The sequence below is a fragment of the Kitasatospora sp. NPDC093550 genome, assembly GCF_044764985.1.
Taxonomy (GTDB): domain Bacteria; phylum Actinomycetota; class Actinomycetes; order Streptomycetales; family Streptomycetaceae; genus Kitasatospora.
This window is the reverse complement of record NZ_JBIWJF010000016.1, coordinates 24,426-44,102: the sequence shown is the minus strand read 5'-3', so window position 1 is coordinate 44,102 and position 19,677 is coordinate 24,426. Positions and strand designations below refer to the sequence as shown.

Below are 19,677 nucleotides of genomic sequence, written 5' to 3'. Positions count from 1 at the left end.
CCCTGATCCCAAGGACTCGACGATGACCACCCCCACCACCCCCACGCCCGCCTCGCTCGGCTACCGGATGCCCGCCGAGTGGCACCCGCACGACCGCACCTGGATGGCCTTCCCCACCACCAACCCCACCTTCGACAGCCCCGAGGCGCTGCACGCCGGCCGGGAGGCCTGGGCCGCCGTCGCCGACACCATCGTGAAGTACGAGCCGGTGACGCTGATCGTCAACACCGGCGAGACGGCCGAGGCCCGCAAGTACGTCTCCGAGCGGGTCGAGATCGTCGAGCGCCCGCTGAACGACGCGTGGATGCGCGACATCGGCCCGTCCTTCCTGATCGACGGCAAGGGCTCGGTGGCCGCCGCCGACTGGATCTTCAACGGCTGGGGCGCGCAGTCCTGGGCCCGCTGGGACAAGGACCAGCACGTCGCCGAGCACATCGGCGAGCTGACCGGGGTCCAGCGCTTCGCCTCCCGGCTGATCAACGAGGGCGGCGGCATCCACGTCGACGGCGAGGGCACGGTGCTGGTCACGGAGACCGTCCAGCTCGGCGAGGGCCGCAACGCCGACTGGACCAAGGAGGAGGTCGAGGCCGAGCTGCACGCCTTCCTCGGCACCACCAAGGCGATCTGGCTGCCGCGCGGACTCACCCGCGACTACGACGAGTTCGGCACCCGCGGGCACATCGACATCGTCGCCTCCTTCGTGCGCCCCGGCGTCGTGGTCGCCCACGTCCAGCCCGACCCCGCGCACCCGGACCACGAGGTCTGCCAGGAGCTCGTCGCCATCCTGCGCGCCTCGACCGACGCCCAGGGCCGACCGCTGGAGGTCATCGAACTGCCCGCCCCCACCGTCCTGCTGGACGAGGACGGCGAGCCGGTCGACTACTCCTACATCAACCACTACGTGGCCAACGGCGCCGTGATCCTCTGCGCCTTCGCCGACCCCCGCGACCAGGAGGCCGCCGCCATCCTCGGCCGCGCCTACCCGGGCCGCACCGTCGAACTCGTCGACGCCCGCGAGATCTTCGCCAACGGCGGCGGGATCCACTGCATCACCCAGCAGCAGCCCAAGGCGCTCTGACGCCCGCACCCCGGGCGGGAGCCGCGCGCTCCCGCCCGGGTAGCCTTCGAACCTCCGTTCCACCGAGGGAGAGCAACGCACATGGCGGATCCCCGCCCGCGCCGGCCGGCACGCCCCCGCGAGGAGGTCTTCGCCACCGCCCGGGCCGCGATCGCCGAACACGGGCTCGCCAAACTCACCATGGCCGGGCTCGGCAAACAGCTCCAGATGAGCGCCGGCCACCTGCTCTACTACTTCGGCAGCAAGGACCAGCTGCTGCTGGAGACCCTCCGCTGGAGCGAGGACCAGCTCGGCGCCCGCCGCCGCGACGCCCTCGCCGACCACTCCCTCGACCCCTGGCAGCGCCTCGACGCCTACCTGCGCCTCTACCTGCCCGAGGGGGCGGGGGACCCGCGCTGGATCCTCTGGGTCGAGGTGTGGGGCCGCTCCCCGGCGAGCGCCGAGATCCGCCAGGGCCAGCAGGAGATCGAGGCCCCCTGGCAGGCCGACCTGGTGGCCCTCATCGAGGAGGGCACCGCCACCGGCCACTTCACCCCGGGCCCCACCGCCGACCGCGCCACCCAGATCCGCGCCCTCCTCGACGGCCTCGCCGTCCCCATCGCCATCGGCCTCCCCGACACCCACCCCCCGGCCGCCCTCACCCAGGCCACCGCCGTGGCCGCCATCCTCCTCCGCGCCTGAGCCGCGAGAACTCGGCCGACCGGGCCACTGATTCCCCCCTCACCCGGGGTGTGCGCACTGGAAGTCGGCCGGGCCGACTTCCGGTCGGGGCCTGCGGTCGGCCTCCACGGTGACTCTCGGGGCAATAGGCAGACCGGTCTACAGATTCGACCCGACTCGCCGGGAGTCGCGTGCACCGGAAGTCGGATGGGCCGACTTCCGGTGCACGGGTGGGCACGGGCGGATCCCGGGTGAGGTGAGTCGACGGCTGGACCGGGCCTCCGTTCACTCCGTCCAGACGGCGGCGGCCGTGCGGTCGTCGGCGTAGCCCTTGGCGCGGACCTGGACTTGGCGCAGGAAGTCGACGGTGCCCGGGGGGTGGGGGTGGGCCCAGTGGGTGGAGAGGAAGTGGGCGACGGCGGGTTCGTCGGCGATCGGACGGGCCAGGCCGGGGGTGCAGAGGAGCAGGATGTCGCCCGGGGTCGCGGGGACGAGCCGGAAGCGGAACGGGCGCGGGTCCGGGACCGGAGCCTCGGGCACCGGCGGCTGCCCGTCCGGGTGGTGCAGCAGGCGGGCCGCGTACGCGTCGATCCAGTGCCCGGAGCGCAGCAGGTAGAGGCCGCCGGGGCCGACGCCGAAGGCCGCGCGGTAGCCGGCGGCCGGGTCGAGCGACACCATCAGGCAGTGCAGCGAGGCCGGGGACGGCGTGTCGTCCCCCTCCGGCCGGGGTGCCAGCGCGCGCAGCGGGGCGGCGGCGCCGGTGGCCAACCGCTGGAGCCCGTAGCGGAGCCGGTCCCGGGCGCCGTCGCGCAGGTCGGCGGCGAGTCCGGCCCGGCTGCGTCCGATGGCGGCGGCCAGGTGGCGGCAAGCCTCACCGGTCGCGGTGGCGACGGCCTCCGGGCCGACCGTGTCGTCCGCCGCCCCGCCCGTCCGGTCGAAGCCGCCGAGGACGGCGAGCAGCAGTCCCTCGGGCCCGTCACCGAACCGGGTGACCAGCAGGGAGTCCCGGCGCGGCTCGCCCCGGTAGCGGGCGGAGTCGCCCCGGACGGACGCGGCGCGCAGCACGGACGGTCCGTACTGCGCACCCTCCAGCACGGTGTCCGGGACGAGTGCCCGCAGCGCACCCGGGTCCGCCTCCGGGACGGCCGTCGGCTCGGGCCCGTACGTCGGGGGGCGCCCGCCGACGTGCGGGACGGCGACCCCGCCGTCGGCGAGCGGTGCGCGGACGGGCGGCCGGGGGTCGGGGACGGTGGCGGTGGCGGTGGGAGGCAGTGGTTCCGGCTCGGGCTCGGGGGCCGGGGCGTGGTCGGGCTCGGGTTCGGGCGTCGGGTCGGGGGTGGGCGCTTCGAGGACGTCCGGCGGTGCGGGAGCTTCGGGGAGCTCGGGCTCGGCTTCAGCGGCTTCGGCGAGCCCGGGCTCGGCAACGGGCTCGGGCTCGGGCTCGGGCTCGGAAGCTTCGGCGAGCTCAGGCTCGGCAACGGGCTCGGGCTCGGGCGCAGGCTCGGAAGCTTCGGCGGCAACGGCCTCCGGCTCGGGCTCAGCCTCCGGCACCGGCTCCGGCTCGGGGACGGACGGTGGGGTGTCCTTCTCCAGTGAGACCGGAGCGACCTCCGCCTCCGGCGCGTCGTCGGCGAAGGCGGGAGCCCGGAACCGGCGGGTCTCCGTGGAGGCGGAAGCCGTCCGCTGCCGCCCGATCCCCTCCGCTCCCCCGATCACACCGACCGCGGTGTCGAACCAGTCGTCGAGGCTGTCACCGTCGTCCCCCGTGGGCTCGGGCTGCTCCGCGTCCCCGGCCGACGGCTCGCCTGTCGCCGCCTCCCCTGCCTCCGCCTCCCCGGCCGCCGGCTCCCCCGTCGACGGCTCCGCAGCCGCCTCCGCCGACCGCTGCTGCCCGATGAGCCCGACCGCCGTGTCGAACCACTCGTCCACGCTGCCGTCCCCCGGGTCGGCGTGCGGGGTGTCCGGGAGGGTGCCCGCCGGGCCGTCGTAGACGGTGTCCCACCAGCCGTCCTCCGGCCGGTGCGGCTGTGCGGGTGCACCCTGCTTGCTCATCTGGCGGCTCCTGCTCGGTCCGTGGTCGCGCGCCGCCCCCGGGCGGGCCGGGCTCGACGTCATTGTTCTCCACGTGCAACGACCCTGTCCGGGATTCGGCGACAACCGGTCACCCACCGGAACATCCCGGCCACCGCGCCGACCAGCCGGTTCGTCGCCCGCACGGCGCCGCGTCACCGCGGGTGCCGCCGTCCGGTCCGCCGCTGGTCCGCTTCCGTTCCGTCCGTGCTTGCCGGATGTGCCCGGAGCAGGGTGTTTCCTGGACATCCGGGCGTGTGAGCCCCGGAAAAATGAGGGCCGATGGGGGGCATCGCTTCACTCGTTCGGCTGATTAAATGTGCGCATGACCGCGTCGGCCCCCAGCTCGCCCCGACCGGGGAGGGCCGCACCGGCGGGCCGCCCGGTGGGTGCGCTGTTGGTCCTGCTGCTCGTCGCCCTGCTGACGATGCTGCCCTGCGCGGGCCAGGCGAAGGCGATGGACGGGCCCGCCCGTCCGGCGCCGACCGCGGGCCCGGTCAGTGCCGTCACCGTCGTCAGCGTCCAGGTCGCGACCGGACAAGCGCCCCACACCGGCCACGCCGCGTCCACCACCCGGCCCGCCAGGGCCGCGAAGCTCGCCGGGGCCCCCGGGGCCGCCCCGGCGGCGAAGGCCCCGACGGCCGCCGACCAGCACCGGATCGCCGAGGACCAGGGGCACTGGATCCTCTGCACCGCCGACGGCCAGCCCCCGCGCAACAACGGCTGCTCCAGCCACCCGTACTGCCCGCAGGACGCCCAGCTGCCGAATCCGCCGCCGCAGCCGCAGCCCGCCGTGTCACCGCTCACCCCGGCCGCGCCCGAGGCGCTGCCCCGGGTGGTGCCCGCGGGCCTGCTGGACGGTTCGCACCCGGCGCCCGATCTGCACGCGCTGCAGGTCCACCGGTCCTGAGCGGAACCCACCGCCGGCCCAGCCGCCGGCGGATCCGCCCCGCCTCACCTTCCAGCCGACCGCCGCCACCGACCGGTGCGCGGCGGAGACAAGGACACCACCATGGGTTCCGCCTCGAAGCAGTCCAACAAGTCCGGCGGCAAGCAGGCCGGCCTCGACCGCCGCGCCCGGATCGCCGAGCTGCGCGCCGCCGAGCAGCGCCGCGACCGCCGGAACAAGATCGTCGCCTCGGTGGCGGCCGGTGTGCTGGTGATCGCCGCGATCGCCACCGGCACCTGGGTCGTCATGGACCAGAACCAGAAGAAGAAGGACAAGGAAGCCGCCGCCAACGCGGACATCCCGGGCGTGAAGACCTTCGGCGAGCTGACCCGCAACCACGTCAAGGACAAGGTCACCTACCCGATGACCCCGCCGGTCGGCGGCGACCACAACTCGGTCTGGCTGGACTGCATGGGCCACGTCTACGACCAGCCGGTCGAGAACGAGCGCGCCGTCCACTCGCTGGAGCACGGCGCGGTCTGGGTGACGTACAACGGCAAGGCCACCCCGGACGACATCAAGACCCTGTCCGACAAGGTCAAGGCCACCCCGTACTCGCTGATGAGCCCGTACCCGGACGAGCAGGGCACCATCACCCTGAACGCCTGGAGCACCCAGCTGGTCGTGGACAGCGCCAGTGACCCCCGGGTGAACCAGTTCTTCACCAAGTACGTCCAGGGCAAGCAGACCCAGGAGCCCGGCGCCTCCTGCACCATGGGGGCGATGTGACCGCCGACGCGGGCCGCACCGAGGGGGCCGCGACCGAGGACTCCGCGACCGAGGAGACCGGCGGGGCCGGGTCCCCGCGCCGGCGGCTGTGGTGGCCGGCCGCGCTGGCCGCCGCCGTGGCGCTGGCGCTCGGCGTACCGGCCCTGGTGGCGAGCGGGACCTCCGCGTCCGGCAGCTCGCTGTCCGTCCCGGCCGACGACTCGCCCGAGGCCGGCTTCGCCCGCGACATGGCGACCCACCACCAGCAGGCGGTGGACCTGTCGTTCGCCGTCCGGGACCGCACCGGCGACGAGCCGACCCGCACCCTGGCCTTCGACATCATCAACACCCAGGCCAACCAGCGCGGGATGATGATGGGCTGGCTGGACCAGTGGGGGCTGACCCAGAACTCGTCCGCCAAGCCGATGGCCTGGATGAAGATGGGCCACGACTACCAGCCTCACGACGGCTCGCTGATGCCCGGCATGGCCACCAACGCCCAGATCGCCAAGCTGCGTTCGCTCAGCGGGCGGGACGCCGAGGTGTTCTACCTGCAGCTGATGATCGAGCACCACAAGGGCGGCGTCGAGATGGCCCAGGGCTACGTGGACCTGGCCAAGAACGACACCGAGAAGCGGCTCGCGCAGTCCATGGTGATCGCCCAGACCTCGGAGCTGCAGCTGATGACCGACATGCTCCAGGAGCGCGGCGCCGCCCCCGGCGTGCCCGCGTCCTGAGCCGGCTCGGCACTCCTCTCGTTCCCCGGACGGCCGGGGCGCGGCCGACGGTCCCGTACCGTCCCCGCCGCGCCCCGGCCGTCCGCCGTTCCCCACCCCCTCGCGGAGCAGCTCGTATGACCCTCCACCCGCCCGGTTCCCCCGGTTCGACCGGCTCCTCGGGCTCCTCCGGCACCCCCTGGCTGATCGCCGGACTGGGCAACCCCGGCCCGTGGTTCCGGCAGACCCGGCACAACGCGGGCTTCCTGGCCGTCGACCGGCTGGCCGAGCGGCACGGCGCCCGCTTCCGGCGGCGCGGACTCGCCACCCTGGTCGCCGAGATCGCGGTGGACGGGCGGCCGGTGCTGCTGGCCAAGCCGCTCTGGTTCATCAACCTGTCCGGCCGCCCGGTGGCCGCGCTGCTGCGCCGGTACGGCGTGCCGGTGGAGCGGCTGGTGGTGGTGCAGGACGACCTGGACTTCGCGTTCGGCTCGGCCCGGCTCAAGCGCGGCGGCGGGCCCGGCGGCCACAACGGGGTGCGCTCGGTGGGCGAGGTGCTCGGCACCCGGGACTTCGTCCGGCTGCGCTTCGGCATCGGGCGGCCGCCGAAGGGGCAGAGCGTCGGCGACTTCGTGCTGAAGAGCTTCTCGGACGACGAACTGGCCGCGATGCCGGGCGAGTTGGACCGTTGCGCGGACGCGCTGGAGACTCTGGTGCGGCTCGGCCTGAACCGCGCCCAGGACACCCTGAACGCCCGCCCGGCCGCCGAGGCGCCTTCCGTGCCCGAGGCCCCTCCCGTGCCCGAGACCGGTCACGGGACGGAGCCCGGCCAGGGCGCGGAGGCCGACCGTGGCGCGCGGTGACGACCTCCGGCGCACCCCGCGGGACACCGGGCCCGGGAACGGCGCACGGCAGGACGGCACGCAGCCGGCCGGCGCGCGGTTGCTCGTCGCACGGCCCGACGACCCACGGCCTCCCCTGACCGCCGAGGCGGTGGCCGAGGCCCAGCGGCTGCTCGGCGTCACGCTCCCCGCCGCCCTGCTGGACCTGCTGCGCCACCGCGACGGCGGCGAGGTCGCGGACGACCGGAACGCCTTCCCGACCGACCGGCCGACCTCGTGGAGCGCCGACCACGTCCCGTTCGACTGGCTCCTGGGCATCGGCCGCCACCCGTGGGCGCTGACCTTGCTCGACAGCCCGTACCTGGTCGCGGAGTGGGGGCTGCCCACGCCGGTGGTCCTGCTCTCGGGTGAGGGCCCGTGCTGGATCGGGCTGGACTACCGGGACGGCGGCCGGGACGGGGAACCGTCCGTCACCTGGTTCGAGGCGGACCTCGGCCGGGAGGTGCCGCTCGCCCCGGACTTCCGGTCGTTCCTCGACGGCCTCACCGCGGCCGACGACTTCGTGTGAGACCGCCCGGGCACCCGGGGGACGCGCCCGCCCCGGGACCGCCGGAGCGGGCCGCGGGCCGGCCGGGTGAGGACCGCGGCCGCCGCCGCGACCGCCGCGAGGACGACCAGCACCGTCCGCCCACCGGACGCCGCGCCCGCCAGGTGGACACCGAGGACGGACAGCGCCATCCCGAGCGCCGTGCCGAGGCTGCGCGCCATGTTCACCATGCCGCCGCCGACCGCCGAACACTGCGCCGGTATCGCCCGCATCACCAGCGCGTTGTTGGCCGGCAGCAACAGGCCCAACCCGTACCCGGCGACCAGTAGCGGAGCCGCCGACGCGGTCGAGGCCGGCAGCAGCGCGAACAGCAGCAGCCCGCCGGCCGCGACGGCCGCGCCGAACCGGCACCTGGTGACGTCCGACCAGCCCCGGGGCAGCAGTCCGCCGCCGACCGTCGCGGCGAGGGCGAACGCGGCGGGCAGCAGGGTGACCAGCAGGCCCGCGCCGGCCGTGGACACGCCCGCGCCGGTGAGCAGGACGGGGCCCAGCACGAGCGGGCAGAACAGCAGCAGGTACCCGATCAGCGCGACCGCCAGGCCGGACCGCACGCCCGGGGTGTTGACCAGGCCGGGCGCCAGGATCGGCCGGGCGGCCCGCCGCTCCTGGCGCACCAGCGCGACCGTGAGCACGGCGGCGGCGAGCAGCAGGACGGCGACCACCCAGCCGGGCAGCGGCAGGCCGGAGGCGGTGGACAGGGCGAGCAGCAGCGACGTGGTCGCGCAGGTGAGCAGCAGCATGCCGGGCAGGTCGAAACGGGCGTCGCCCCGGGCGGGTCCGTCGCGCCGGGGACCGGCCCTCCGGGGACCGGGTAGCACGGGCAGCCCTGGCAGCCCGGGAAGCCCGGGTAGCCCGGGTACGACGGCCGGGGCCGGGCGGTCCGTCCGGGTGCGGGGCAGCAGGTACCAGCCGGCCAGGATGCCGAACACGGCGATCGGCACATTGACCCAGAACACCCAGCGCCACGAGGCGTGTTCGACCAGCAGCCCGCCGAGGCTGGGCCCGAGCGCCAGCCCGAGGCCCTGGGCGGAGGCCTGGATGCCCAGCGCGCGCCGCATCGCGCGCTCCGGCACCCCGCGCGCGACCAGCGCGACGCTGTTGGCCTGCATCATCGCGGCACCGACGGCCTGGACGGCACGGCAGCCGACCAGGATCCAGAGGCTGCCGGCGAACCCGGCGCCGAGCGAGGACAGCCCGAAGACGGCGAAGCCGCCGAGGTACATCGTCTTGCGGCCGACCAGGTCGGACAGCCAGCCGATCGGGGCCAGCAGGGCGACCAGGACGAGCAGGTAGACGAGGGCGACCCACTCGACGGCGGCGAAGCCCGCGTCGAAGTGGTGGCCGATGGCGGGGAAGACCAGGGCGATGACGCTGGCGTCGAGCTGACCGAGGAAGGCGCCGAGGCAGACCGTCCCGACGGCCAGCCAGTGGGCGTGGCGCCAGCCGGCGATGCCGCGGGGCCGCGGCCGCTCGGTGAGCAGGCGGGCGACAAGGGCGGTGGCGTTCATGGTCCGAATATATCGGATACAGATATGTTCTTTCTACGATCAGATCGCTCTGCGATACGAAGCGTCTCACAGGGCGCCCGCACGGCGTCCGAGGGACGGACGGCGCCCCCGGAACGCCCCGGACCAGGAGATACGCTGTCCGCCATGCCGTCGTCACACCACGTTCCCGACTCCGCCACCGAGGGCACCGATCCGGCGGTCGAGCACGCCCGGCGGCTGACCGACACCGTCACCCGGCTGCGCCGCGCCCTGCGCAGCAGCATCCGCACCGACTACCCCTGGGAGTCCCTGCCGATGGCGCAGGTCGAACTCCTCCAGACGCTCGCCGCCGCGCCGCTGCGGGTCGGCGAGCTGGCCGCCCGGCAGCGGCTCGCGCCCAACACCGTCAGCGGACTCGTCGGCAAGCTGCTCGAAGCCGGCTTCGTGGACCGCCAGGCCGACCCCGGCGACCGCCGCACCGCCCGGATCGCCCTCACCACGGCCGGCCGGCGGCAGCTGGACGACTGGCAGCACGCCCACGAACGCCGCATCGCCACCGCACTCGACACCCTCGACCCGGTCGACCGCGCGGCGGTCGTCGACGCCCTGCCCGCGCTGGAGCGACTCGCCCGCGCCCTCGCCCAGCCGGGGACCGGCCCCGAGCCCGGCTGAGCCCCAGGGAGCCACGGCCGCGGCTGAGCCGCCGGGAGCCGGGGCTGAGCCGCGGTGCAGCCACAAAACCGCTGGTCACCGCCCCTGGCCGACCGCTACCGTCCCGGCATGAGGACAGCACGGGTACGCATCGAGCCCTGGACGGACGCCGATCTGGCGCTCCTGCGCCGGGTCAACACGCCGGAGATGAAGAAGCACGTCGGCGGACCGGAGACCGAGGAGCAGTTGCTCGTCCGGCACGGCCGGTACCTGGACTTCGTCCCGTCCGGGCTGGGCTGCATGTACCGGATCGTGCTGCTCCCCGATGACGCGACCACCGAGGACACCGGCGATGCGATCGGCGACGCGATCGGCGACGCGACCGGTGAGGCGACCGGGGGCCGGGCGGCCGAGGGCGAGGCGGTCGGCACGGTCGGCTACGGCACCCGGACCTGGGAGGGCGAGACCGTCCACGAGATGGGGTGGAACGTGCTGCCCGGCCACCAGGGCCGGGGCATCGCCGTCACCGCGACCCGTCTCGCGGTCGCGGCCGCCCGCCGCGAGGCCGCCCACCGGTACCTGCACGCCTTCCCCTCGGTGGACAACCCCGCCTCCAACGCGGTCTGCGCGAAGGCCGGGTTCACGCTGCTCGGCGCGACCGACTTCGAGTTCCCGCCCGGGCGGTTCATGCGCAGCCACAACTGGCGGGTGGACCTCCGCGGTTCGGCCTGATCGGCTCAGGCCCGATCGGGTCAGGCCCGATCAGGTCAGGCCTGATCGGGTCAGGCCTGATCGGTTCAGAACAGGGTCCCGCTCTCCAGCTCCAGCAGCAGCCGCTTGCGGTCCACGCCCGCCGCGAAGCCGGTGAGCGCGCCGTTGGCGCCGAGCACCCGGTGGCAGGGGCGCACGATCAGCAGCGGGTTGGCGCCGACCGCGCCGCCGACCGCGCGGACCATGCGCGGCTCCTGCCCGGCCAGCTCGGCGAGTTCGCCGTAGGTGACGGTCGTGCCGTACGGGATCGCGTCCAGCGCGGCCCAGATCCTGCGACGGAACTCGGTGCCCACCGGCGCCAGCGGCAGGTCGAACTCGGTGCGCTCACCGGCGAAGTAGGCGGTCAGCTGGGCGACCGGCTCCGCCAGCGCCTCCGGGTCGAGGACCCAGTCGTCGGCCGGCTCGGCCAGCGCGTACTTCTGGCCCGGCGCGGTGACGGTGGCCAGCGCGGCCGGACCGCCGCCCTCGGGCCGGACGCCGCTCAACAGCAGCCGCCCGAAGGGGCTCTCCATCGTCGTGTAGACCGTGGTGGCGAGGTCGGCCGGGGCGTGCTCGCTCGGGGCGTGCTCGGTGGTGCTCATGCTGCTGTGTTCTCCGTTCCGGTGCTGGTGGTCGCGGGGCCGGCCCACAGCCGGTGGACCGCGTAGGAGCGCCACGGGGCCCAGGCCTCGGCCGCGCGGGCGGCGGACTTCGGGTCGCCGGGCGCGCCGAGTCGGACGAGGCCGTGCTTGACGCCCACGTCGCTCGGGAGGAAGACGTCGGGGTCGGCGAGGGCCCGCATCCTCAGGTAGCCGACCGTCCAGGGGCCGATGCCGGGCAGGGCCAGCAGCCCGGCCGCGGCCTCCTCCCGGTCGACCCCGCTGTCGAGCCGGACCACGCCCTCCGCCAGGGCCGCGCACATCCCGGTGAGCGCGCGGCGCCGGGCGGCGGGCATCGCGAAGTCCTCCGGGTCCGCGGTGGCGAGCGCCGCCGCGGTCGGGAAGAGCAGCCGCAGCCCGCCACTGGGCTCGGGCAGCGCGGTGCCGTACTTCTCGGCGAGCCGGCCGGCCAGGGTACGGGCGGCGCCGACACTGATCTGCTGGCCGAGGACGGCGCGCACGGCCAGCTCGTGCGGGTCCACGTGGCCGGGCGACCGCAGTCCGGGGCGCTCGCGGACCAGGGGGCCGAGCAGCGGGTCCGCGCCGAGCTGGTCGTCGACCGCCAGCGGGTCGGCGTCCAGGTCGAAGAGGATGCGCAGGCGCTGGACGGCGGTCGGCAGGTCGCGCAGGTCGGCGAGGAGCAGTCGGCAGTCCAGCCAGCCGCGGGTGCGCGGCTCGCCCGGCGCCAGGCCGTCGACCTCGGCGATGCCGTGGCCGTACGGCAGCGCGAGGGTGCGACGGTAGGTGCGGACGCCGGGGCGCGCGCCGGGGACGACCTCCTCCACGCCGGGGACGGCGCGCAGGGCGAGGAAGTCGACCAGGTGGTCGCTGTCCAGCGCTCCGCGGTAGGCCAGGCGCAGGGTCAGCCCGCCGGTCGGGGTCGCGGTGCGACGGCCGGCCGCGACCTCGGCGCGCAGGCCGCTGGGGGTGCGGTCGTAGACCTCGCGGACGGTGTCGTTGAACTGGCGGACGGAGGCGAAGCCGGCCGCGAACGCGATGTCGGTGACGGACAGTTCGGTGGTCTGCAGGAGGAGACGGGCGGTCTGCGCGCGACGGGCGCGGGCCAGGGCGATCGGACCGGCGCCCAGCTCGGCGGTGAGCTGGCGCTGCAGTTGCCGGGAGCTGTAGCCGAGGCGGCCGGCCAGGCCCGCGACGCCCTCGCGGTCCACCACGCCGTCGCCGATCAGGCGCATCGCCCGGCCGACGAGGTCGGCGCGGTGGTTCCACTCGGGGGAGCCCGGCACCGAATCGGGACGGCAGCGGCGGCAGGCCCGGAAGCCGGCGCCCTGGGCGGCCGCGGCACTGGGGTAGAAGACGCAGTTGGCGCGCTTGGGGGTCACGGCGGGGCAGCTCGGTCGGCAGTAGATGCCGGTCGAGGTGACGGCCGTGAAGAAGACGCCGTCGAAGCGGGCGTCGCGGCTGTCCACGGCTCGGTACCGGATGTCGTCGTCGATCACGTTGTCCAGTCTGCGGGATCGGACGGGGGGTGACTGGCGGGAATCGGACATCGCCGTTCGGGGCCGGCGGCAGGACCCCGCCAACTCGGCCCCTGCCCGGCCCCGGCGCTGATCAGCCCTGACCAGCCCCGCCCTGACCCGCCCTGACCCGCCCTGACCCGCCCTGACCCGCCCGAAATTCGCGGGCCGACCGATCGGGCCGCGGCTACGCTCGCCCCATGAGCGAGCAGCCCGCAACCCAGCCCGCCGACCACCCCTACGCCGGCCCGGAGGACCCGCGGGTCGCCGCCCTGCCGCCGGAGGAGTTCGCCTTCCCCGGCCCGCTGCGGGACCAGCTGGTCGCCGCCGTCCTGAGCGGCGCCAAGACCAGCACCACCGGCCTGGTCGCCGACTACGAGCACGAGGACGAGCCCCTGCCGCAGCCCGGCGAGCGGGCGGCCGTCCTCGACTCGGACGGCCGCCGGGTCGCGGTGATCGAGACCACGGACGTCCGGGTGGTCCCGCTCGCCGAGGTCGACCTGCAGCACGCCCTGGACGAGGGCGAGGGCTACGGCAGCGTGGCCGAGTGGCGAGCGACGCACGAGCGGTTCTGGCGCAGCCCGGAGATGCTCGCCGCCCTCGACGACCCGGGATTCACCGTGGACGACACCACCCCGCTGGTCCTCCAGCGCTTCCGCCTGGTGGCCGACCTCCGCTGAGCCCGCCCGGCCCTGCGGAGGTCGGCGGGCCCGGCGGACACCCCGACCGGACCGCCGGTCGAACGGTCAGCGCTTCACCGGACCTCCCGCGGCCCGCATCGACTTGGTGATCGCCTTCCACTTCTGCAGCCGGGCCTTGGCCACCCGGGCGTCCGAGCGCGAGGCGATCCACTCGTTCTCGCGCTGGAGCTTGAGGTAGCTGTCCATCCGGCGCTGCGGCAGGCTGCCGTCCTCCAGGGCCGCCCGCACGGCGCAGCCGGGCTCGGTGTGGTGCCCGCAGTCGTGGAAGCGGCACTCCTCGGCCAGTTCGGCGATGTCGGCGAAGGCCAGGTCCACGCCCTCGCCACCGTAGAGGCCGACCTCGCGCAGCCCGGGGGTGTCGATCAGCACGCCCCCGCCGGGCAGCGGGATCAGCTCGCGGGTGGTCGTGGTGTGCCGGCCCTTCTGGTCGACGGCGCGGGCCTCCTGCACCGTCATGACGTCGGAGCCGGCCAGCGCGTTGGTGAGCGTGGACTTGCCGACGCCGGACTGGCCGATCAGCGCCGTGGTGCCGGGGGTGCAGGCACGCAGCACGTCCATGCCCTCGCCGGTCTCGGCGCTCACCACGAGCACCGTGACCCCGGGCGCGACCGCCTCGACGTCGGACCGGATGAAGTCGGCGTCGTCCGCCAGGTCGGCCTTGGTGAGGACGACCAGCGGCTCGGCGCCGGACTCCCAGGCCAGGGCGAGGAAGCGCTCGATCCGACCGAGGTCGGGATCGCTCGCCAGGGAGGAGGCGATCAGCACGGTGTCGACGTTGGCCGCCAGCACCTGGCCGTCGGAGCGCTTGCCGGCCACCTTGCGGATGATCGCGGTGGAGCGCGGCAGCAGCGCGGCGACGGCCGCCATCGGCTGGGCGTGGAGGTCCACGGCGGCCCAGTCGCCCGTGCACGGGCAGTTGATCATGTCGGCGTCGCCCACCGGCCGGGTGTCGAAGCGGACGGTACGCGGTTCACCCGTCTCCGGGTCGGCGATCACGGCATCGCACTGGCCGCGGTCGACCCGGACGATCCGGGCCGGGAGCAGCCCGGCCTCGCCGAGCGGGGCGAACAGCTCGTCGAGCTCAGCCGTCCAGCCGTAGTCGGTCAGCGCCGAGCCGGCCGACACGGAACCGTCGGCGAAGCCGGAAGAGGAGGAGAAGGAAGAGGAGAAAGAAGAAGAGAACGACGGAACGGAGGCAGCGTTGGACAACGCAGTGGCCCTTCGGGAGGAGATGGTCCCGGCGGGCTACGGCTGGCGCGAAAGGGCTCAGCCGGCGGCCGGGAAGAGGAGATGAACGCGAGTGCTGCCCTGGGCAGCCATCCGGGCGACAACGACCACGGGGGTTCACCTCCTGCTCTCTACTCCTCGGGCGACCCGAAGGCCCCCGAACCGAACACGTCACACGCTAGCGGAGCACCCCTCCCCCGCCAACCCATTTTCGACCTGCGGAAACGCACCCCGCAGGCCCCTCCCGCACGCCCGCGCTAGCCGCCGTACCGGTGCTTGAGGTTCGGGTCGTCCAGCCACCACGGCCGCATCCCCGTCTCCTCCTCCTCGGGCTGCCCCGCCGCCCGCGCCTGCTCGGCCGCCGCCTCGAAGCGCGCGTCCAGCTCGGCGTCCACGGCCCGGGTCTCCTCCCGGCCCTGCACCACCATCCGCCGCACCAGCGCGGCCAGGAACGGCAGCCCGACCAGGTCCCCCAGGACCCAGAACGCGTTGCCGCCCCAGGTCTGGTCCTGCGCCAGGCTCGGCCCCCACGGCCGCCCGAGCGCCACGTAGTAGTGCTCGGCGACCAGGTGGCCGCCGTAGATCAGCACGATCCCGAGCCCGGCGTCGAAGATCACCTCGGCGAAGGTGATGAACAGCCCGACCAGGTGCGGGTACTCGTGCCCGACCGGGTCGATCTGCAGCCGCGGCCAGAAGTACGCGAGCCCGAGCAGCACCAGTGCCAGGTGCAGCAGCAGGTTCCCGGCCGCACTGGACACCGACTCCTCGTACCAGGGCGTGAAGTAGAGCAGCCACGGCGGCGCCATCAGCAGCGCGGTGGAGACGGCCGGGAACATCAGCACCTTGGACGGGCGGCTGCGCAGCGCCCGCAGGATCCGCTCCCGCCGGGCCGGCGGCGCGGCCCGGACGAGCAGCGAGACGGGCGCGCCGAGCGCGAGCAGCAGCGGGACGACCATCAGCAGCAGCACGACCTGCACGGCCCGGTCGGTGAACAGGATCCGCTCGTACACGCCGAGGCCGGAGCAGGTGCACCAGATCCAGAGCAGCAGTCCGCCGAGGAAGGCGACGGTGCGGGTGGGCTGCCAGCGTTCGCCGCCGGCGCGGTCGACGGTGCGCACCGCGGCCAGGTACCAGACGCCGAGCAGCGCCGAGAGGGCGAGCACCAGTGGTTCGGCCGTCCAGGAGGTGACCAGGTCGGACCACTGCCACGGGGGCGGCCCGCTGTAGGCGAGTGCGGAGACCGCGCCCTGCGCCGGGCCGTCCAGCACACCGTTCATCCGTCCGCCCACCTCGCCGAACCCGAAGCCGAAGCCAAAACCGAAGCCGAAACCGAAGTCACCGCCACCGCCACCACCGCCGGGCCGGCGGACGCCGCGGCGCCCGGCCATGATGGCTCCGCACGACCGGCCCGCCACGCGCGGGGCCCACCTCTATACCCGTCCCTGAACAAGGCTTTACCGAACACCGTCAAGGCTTTGCCCAGGCAAAGTTCTGCCCTCGAAACCCCTCCGTCCGCAACCGCGGCGGGGGCCCGGACGTCTGGCAGGATGCCCGTCGGCGACTCCCGCCACGTGGGGTGACAAGGGGACGACACGAGTGCACAGCACTGCACGCGGCGAGGGCCGCCGACTGGCCGCTCGCCACCGCACCATCGAGCTGGGACTGCTGGTGTTCGCGGTGGTCGTCTGTCTGGCGGGGCACGTCGAGGCCGGGCTGGCGCTGACCGGCTCCCTGCCTCCCGGGCTGCTGGTGCACGGCCTGTCGCTGGGCGCCCTGGCCGGGGTGGCGCATCTGGCGGTGCGCCGGTTCGCGCCGTACGCGGACCCGCTGATCCTGCCGCTGGGCGTCTTCCTGACCGGCTTCGGGCTGGTGCTGCTGGACCGGCTGGACTTCAGCTACAAGGCCGCCCACAGCGCCAAGGGCGACTACCAGAAGCTCCCGGCCGCGCCCTCGCAGCTGATGTGGGTGTTCATCTCGGTGGCGGCGGCGATCGCGCTGATCGTGCTGGTCAAGCACCACCGCTTCTTCCAGCGCTACGTCTACCTGCTGATGGCGGGCGCGCTGATCCTGCTGGCCGCGCCGGTGGCCTCGCCGAGCGACAGCTTCGGCGCCAAGCGCTGGATCCGGCTGTTCGGGCTCTCCTTCGAGCCGGACGAGTTCGTGAAGGTCGCGATCACGATCTTCTTCGCGGGCTACCTGATGGCCTCCCGGGACGCGCTCGCCCTGGCCGGCCGCAAGGTCTGGGGGATGACCCTGCCGCGCGGCCGGCACGCCGGGCCGGTGCTGGCGATCTGGGTGGTCAGCCTGCTGGTGCTGATCTTCGAACGCGACCTGGGCACCTCGCTGATCTTCTTCGGCGTCTTCATCGTGATGCTGTACGTGGCGACCGAGCGCACCAGCTGGGTGGTGCTCGGCCTGCTGATGGCGGTCGGCGGCGCGGCGGTGGTCGGCACCGTGGAGCCGCACGTGCACGGCCGCGTCGAGGCCTGGCTGCACCCGCTCGACTACTACAAGCCGGTGCACGACAAGGCGATCTCCGAGCAGCCCGCCGAGGCGCTGTTCAGCCTGGGCACCGGGCACCTGACCGGGACCGGCCTGGGCTCGGGCCGGCCCTGGCTGATCGGCTTCGCCGGGCGCAGCGACTTCATCTTCACCACCATCGGCGAGGAGCTGGGCCTGGCCGGGGTCACGGCGGTGCTGCTGGTCTACGTGCTGCTGATCCAGCGCGGGCTGCGCACCGCGGTCGGCCTGACCGACCCGTTCGGCAAGCTGCTGGCCACCGGTCTGTCGGCGGCGCTGGCGCTGCAGATCTTCGTGGTGGTCGGCGGGGTCAGCGGGCTCGTCCCGCTGACCGGCAAGGCGCTGCCGTTCCTGGCCGCCGGCGGTTCCTCCCTGCTGGCGAACTGGCTGATGGTCGCGCTGCTGATCAAGCTGAGCGACTCCTCCGGGCGCACCGCGCTGGAGCCCGCCCAGCCCTCCCCCGAGCCGCTCCCGGCCCGGGCCCGCCCGACGGGGAGCGACCGGGCGGGGACCGACCCGGCGCCCCGGAGCCCCGCCCCGACCCCGGCGGCCCCGATCCCCGTCACCCCGCAGTCGGCCGCCCCGCAGAGCTCGGCACCGCAGAGCTCGGCACCGCAGTACGGCTACCCCCCGAACCCGGCCGCCGGGTAGACCTCAGGCCTCGGCACCCGCACCAACGGGCAGGGCCTCCCCCGCACCCGCGGAGGAGGCCCTGCCCGTTCGACGGTCGACCGACCCCGCCCGGCTACCGCTGCTCCCACGGCGGGCGGGGCGGTCGCGGCGGGTACCCCGGCCCCCCGGAGGGCCCGGCACCCCCCGGCGGTCCGGAGAGCCCCGGCGGCACCGGAGACGGCCCGGACGGCGGTCCCGGCGGTGGCCCGGACGGCGGCCCCGGCGGCGGCCCCGACGGCCGGTCGGAGTCCGGCGGCGGCGGGGCGGGCCGGTGGTGCGGCCCACCGCGCGCGGTGAGCCGGCCGCGCACGTTGTCGGCGGCCAGGACGTCGGCCCAGCGTTCCGGGTACTCGGAGGGCACGTCGACGTCCTCGCCGTCCTCCTCGCCCCACTCCTCCTCGGCGCCCTCGGCGAGCCCGAGTTCGCGGGCGCGCCGGGCCCGTTCGACGGCCCGCCGGGCGGCGACCTCGCGGACCACGGCGGCGGCCGCCTCCTCGTGCGCCCGCTCGTTCTCGGCGCGGGCGTCGGCGGTCTCCAGGGTGGGCCAGCGGCGGTCTATCGCGGCGTTCATGGCGGCGCCGATGAGGACGGCGAGGGCCACCACGAAGATCCACAGCAGTACGGCCACCGGCGCCGCCAGCGAGCCGTACACCGAGGGGCCCTCGACCGAGCTGACCAGGTAGACCCGCAGGCCGACGCTGCAGAAGACCAGCACCACCAGGGCGACCAGGGCGCCGGGGATGTCCTCGCGCCACGGGGTCGAGACCGGGACGGCCAGGTGGTAGAGGGTGGTCAGCGAGACGGTCAGCAGCACGATCGCGACCGGCCAGTAGAGGACGCCGACCAGTCCGGACACCCCCGGCACCGCGTTCTCCAGCAGCCCCGGACCGAGCATCAGCAGGGGCAGCACCAGCGAGCCGATCACCAGCGCGCCGAAGTAGAGGCTGAGCGACATCAGCCGGGTCTTGACGATGCCGCGCTTGCCGTCGAGGCCGTACATGACGGTGATGGTGTCGATGAAGATGTAGAGGGCCCTGGAGCCGGACCAGAGGGACAGCAGGAAGCCGATCGAGACCAGGTCGGGCCGGGTGCGGTCGAACACCCCGTCCAGGAGCGGGACCACGACCTCGTTGACGGAGGAGTCCGACAGCACCGTCCCGGAGGCCGAGAGGATGCTCTTCTTCAGCCCGGCGATGGTGCCCTGTCCGACGAACTCGTCGAGGTAGCCGAGCGTGCCGGCCAGGCCGAGCAGCAGTGGTGGGATCGACAGCAGTGTGAAGAAGGCCGCCTCCGCGGCGAGGCCGGTGACCCGGTACTCGACGCAGGTGTTGGTGGTGTCCTTGACCAGTTCCCACGCCGTGCGGCGCCAGGTGGCCTGTTTGGCCGCGCGCCGGGAGCCCTTGCCCCGGCGCCGGGAGGGCCGTTCGGGGTTCGGTCTGCTCGTATCGCCTGCTGCTTGCACAGGGCCAACCGTATCGGGCCGGGGCGCTCCGGTTGATCTCGCCGGGGTGCGGTCGCGTGGCCGGCCGCCCGGGCGGGGAGCGGCGGGAACTCCCGGGCGTCCCACATGACGAAACATCAGCGTCCAGCATTCGGATGTTAGTGGACCGCGAGTCCCGGGCCGTGCGAATCTCTTGCCATGCGTAGCGCCGGAACCACCCTAGTAGGTCGACTCCACGTCGATCTCCTTCGCGTGTCCAGCGCCATCTGTCCGGTGACCTGAGCCCATCCCCGCCGCACCACCGCACCCGGCGCCGCCCGTTCCCGCCATCCCCGCCGCAACGGATGCGCAGGCGCCCGCCCGGCCTCGGTCACTGCCCTCCCGGTCCTGAGAAACCCGCAGGTCAGAGCAGCACCGCATGGCTGAGCACGCCCAGCGACCCGATCGGCGCCAGCGCCACCTGC

At 74.5% G+C, this 19,677-nt stretch carries 18 protein-coding genes and 1 pseudogene; 12 read left to right on the top strand and 7 right to left on the bottom strand.

What is annotated here, in order from left to right; translation table 11 throughout:
• Window positions 1-22: 22 nt before the first annotated feature.
• Window positions 23-1,078, top strand: coding sequence for an agmatine/peptidylarginine deiminase (locus tag ACIRD3_RS24825; protein ID WP_402220500.1), 1,056 nt, complete (start codon window positions 23-25; stop codon window positions 1,076-1,078).
• 81 nt (window positions 1,079-1,159) lie between these two features.
• The gene (locus ACIRD3_RS24820) at window positions 1,160-1,759 is read left to right on the top strand and encodes a TetR/AcrR family transcriptional regulator (protein ID WP_402220497.1); all 600 of its coding nucleotides are present in this window, start codon (window positions 1,160-1,162) and stop codon (window positions 1,757-1,759) included.
• Between the two features lie 264 nt (window positions 1,760-2,023).
• Here the strand turns inward: ACIRD3_RS24820 and ACIRD3_RS24815 are convergent, their stop codons facing one another.
• Window positions 2,024-3,790 (bottom strand): hypothetical protein, encoded by a 1,767-nt coding sequence (locus tag ACIRD3_RS24815; RefSeq protein ID WP_402220494.1) that lies wholly within the window; start codon window positions 3,788-3,790, stop codon window positions 2,024-2,026.
• 343 nt (window positions 3,791-4,133) lie between these two features.
• On the opposite strand from ACIRD3_RS24815, the gene ACIRD3_RS24810 reads away from it, so the two are divergent.
• From ACIRD3_RS24810 to ACIRD3_RS24790, 5 genes and pseudogenes are all read left to right on the top strand, one after another.
• Window positions 4,134-4,718, top strand: a complete 585-nt coding sequence (locus tag ACIRD3_RS24810; protein ID WP_402220492.1) for a hypothetical protein — start codon at window positions 4,134-4,136, stop codon at window positions 4,716-4,718.
• 102 nt (window positions 4,719-4,820) lie between these two features.
• The gene (locus ACIRD3_RS24805) at window positions 4,821-5,486 is read left to right on the top strand and encodes a DUF3105 domain-containing protein (RefSeq protein ID WP_402220490.1); all 666 of its coding nucleotides are present in this window, start codon (window positions 4,821-4,823) and stop codon (window positions 5,484-5,486) included.
• A gap of 86 nt (window positions 5,487-5,572) precedes the next feature.
• The gene (locus ACIRD3_RS24800; RefSeq protein WP_402220860.1) at window positions 5,573-6,202 is read left to right on the top strand and encodes a DUF305 domain-containing protein; all 630 of its coding nucleotides are present in this window, start codon (window positions 5,573-5,575) and stop codon (window positions 6,200-6,202) included.
• A 116-nt stretch (window positions 6,203-6,318) separates the two neighbouring features.
• A complete protein-coding gene (gene pth / locus ACIRD3_RS24795) occupies window positions 6,319-7,044 on the top strand; it encodes an aminoacyl-tRNA hydrolase (protein WP_402220487.1) in 726 nt (241 codons plus the stop codon).
• Window positions 7,031-7,501 (top strand): annotated as a pseudogene (locus ACIRD3_RS24790) (SMI1/KNR4 family protein); the annotation flags it as partial. The gene pth and the pseudogene ACIRD3_RS24790, both read left to right, overlap by 14 nt.
• Here ACIRD3_RS24790 and ACIRD3_RS24785 read toward each other — a convergent pair.
• Entirely contained in the window at window positions 7,459-9,138 is a 1,680-nt protein-coding gene (locus tag ACIRD3_RS24785) for an MFS transporter (RefSeq protein ID WP_402220484.1), read from the bottom strand. The pseudogene ACIRD3_RS24790 and the gene ACIRD3_RS24785 overlap by 43 nt on opposite strands.
• A gap of 144 nt (window positions 9,139-9,282) precedes the next feature.
• On the opposite strand from ACIRD3_RS24785, the gene ACIRD3_RS24780 reads away from it, so the two are divergent.
• Window positions 9,283-9,789, top strand: coding sequence for a MarR family winged helix-turn-helix transcriptional regulator (locus ACIRD3_RS24780; protein WP_402220481.1), 507 nt, complete (start codon window positions 9,283-9,285; stop codon window positions 9,787-9,789).
• Between the two features lie 108 nt (window positions 9,790-9,897).
• On the top strand, window positions 9,898-10,500 hold the full coding sequence (locus tag ACIRD3_RS24775; protein WP_402220478.1) for a GNAT family N-acetyltransferase: 603 nt from the start codon (window positions 9,898-9,900) through the stop codon (window positions 10,498-10,500).
• A 65-nt stretch (window positions 10,501-10,565) separates the two neighbouring features.
• On the opposite strand, the gene ACIRD3_RS24770 is transcribed toward ACIRD3_RS24775, so the two are convergent.
• A complete protein-coding gene (locus tag ACIRD3_RS24770) occupies window positions 10,566-11,120 on the bottom strand; it encodes a methylated-DNA--[protein]-cysteine S-methyltransferase (protein ID WP_402220475.1) in 555 nt (184 codons plus the stop codon).
• Window positions 11,117-12,685, bottom strand: a complete 1,569-nt coding sequence (locus tag ACIRD3_RS24765) for a DNA-3-methyladenine glycosylase 2 family protein (RefSeq protein WP_402220473.1) — start codon at window positions 12,683-12,685, stop codon at window positions 11,117-11,119. Before ACIRD3_RS24765 ends, ACIRD3_RS24770 begins: the two co-directional genes overlap by 4 nt.
• 167 nt (window positions 12,686-12,852) lie before the next feature.
• Here ACIRD3_RS24765 and ACIRD3_RS24760 point away from each other — a divergent pair, with 167 nt between their 5' ends.
• A complete protein-coding gene (locus ACIRD3_RS24760) occupies window positions 12,853-13,332 on the top strand; it encodes an ASCH domain-containing protein (protein ID WP_402220470.1) in 480 nt (159 codons plus the stop codon).
• A 66-nt stretch (window positions 13,333-13,398) separates the two neighbouring features.
• Here ACIRD3_RS24760 and rsgA read toward each other — a convergent pair whose 3' ends face one another.
• Window positions 13,399-14,562 (bottom strand): ribosome small subunit-dependent GTPase A, encoded by a 1,164-nt coding sequence (gene rsgA / locus ACIRD3_RS24755; protein ID WP_402220467.1) that lies wholly within the window; start codon window positions 14,560-14,562, stop codon window positions 13,399-13,401.
• A 275-nt stretch (window positions 14,563-14,837) separates the two neighbouring features.
• Window positions 14,838-15,968, bottom strand: coding sequence for a cytochrome c oxidase assembly protein (locus ACIRD3_RS24750; RefSeq protein ID WP_402220464.1), 1,131 nt, complete (start codon window positions 15,966-15,968; stop codon window positions 14,838-14,840).
• 208 nt (window positions 15,969-16,176) lie between these two features.
• Here ACIRD3_RS24750 and ACIRD3_RS24745 point away from each other — a divergent pair, with 208 nt between their 5' ends.
• Window positions 16,177-17,751, top strand: a complete 1,575-nt coding sequence (locus ACIRD3_RS24745; RefSeq protein WP_402220462.1) for an FtsW/RodA/SpoVE family cell cycle protein — start codon at window positions 16,177-16,179, stop codon at window positions 17,749-17,751.
• 94 nt (window positions 17,752-17,845) lie between these two features.
• On the opposite strand, the gene ACIRD3_RS24740 is transcribed toward ACIRD3_RS24745, so the two are convergent.
• Window positions 17,846-19,234 carry a YihY/virulence factor BrkB family protein gene (locus tag ACIRD3_RS24740; RefSeq protein WP_402220459.1) on the bottom strand — a complete coding sequence of 463 codons (1,389 nt, stop codon included), beginning with the start codon at window positions 19,232-19,234 and terminating at the stop codon, window positions 17,846-17,848.
• Between the two features lie 177 nt (window positions 19,235-19,411).
• On the opposite strand from ACIRD3_RS24740, the gene ACIRD3_RS24735 reads away from it, so the two are divergent.
• Complete coding sequence (locus tag ACIRD3_RS24735) at window positions 19,412-19,495, top strand: putative leader peptide (RefSeq protein ID WP_373313697.1); 84 nt, start codon at window positions 19,412-19,414, stop codon at window positions 19,493-19,495.
• Window positions 19,496-19,677 lie beyond the last annotated feature (182 nt).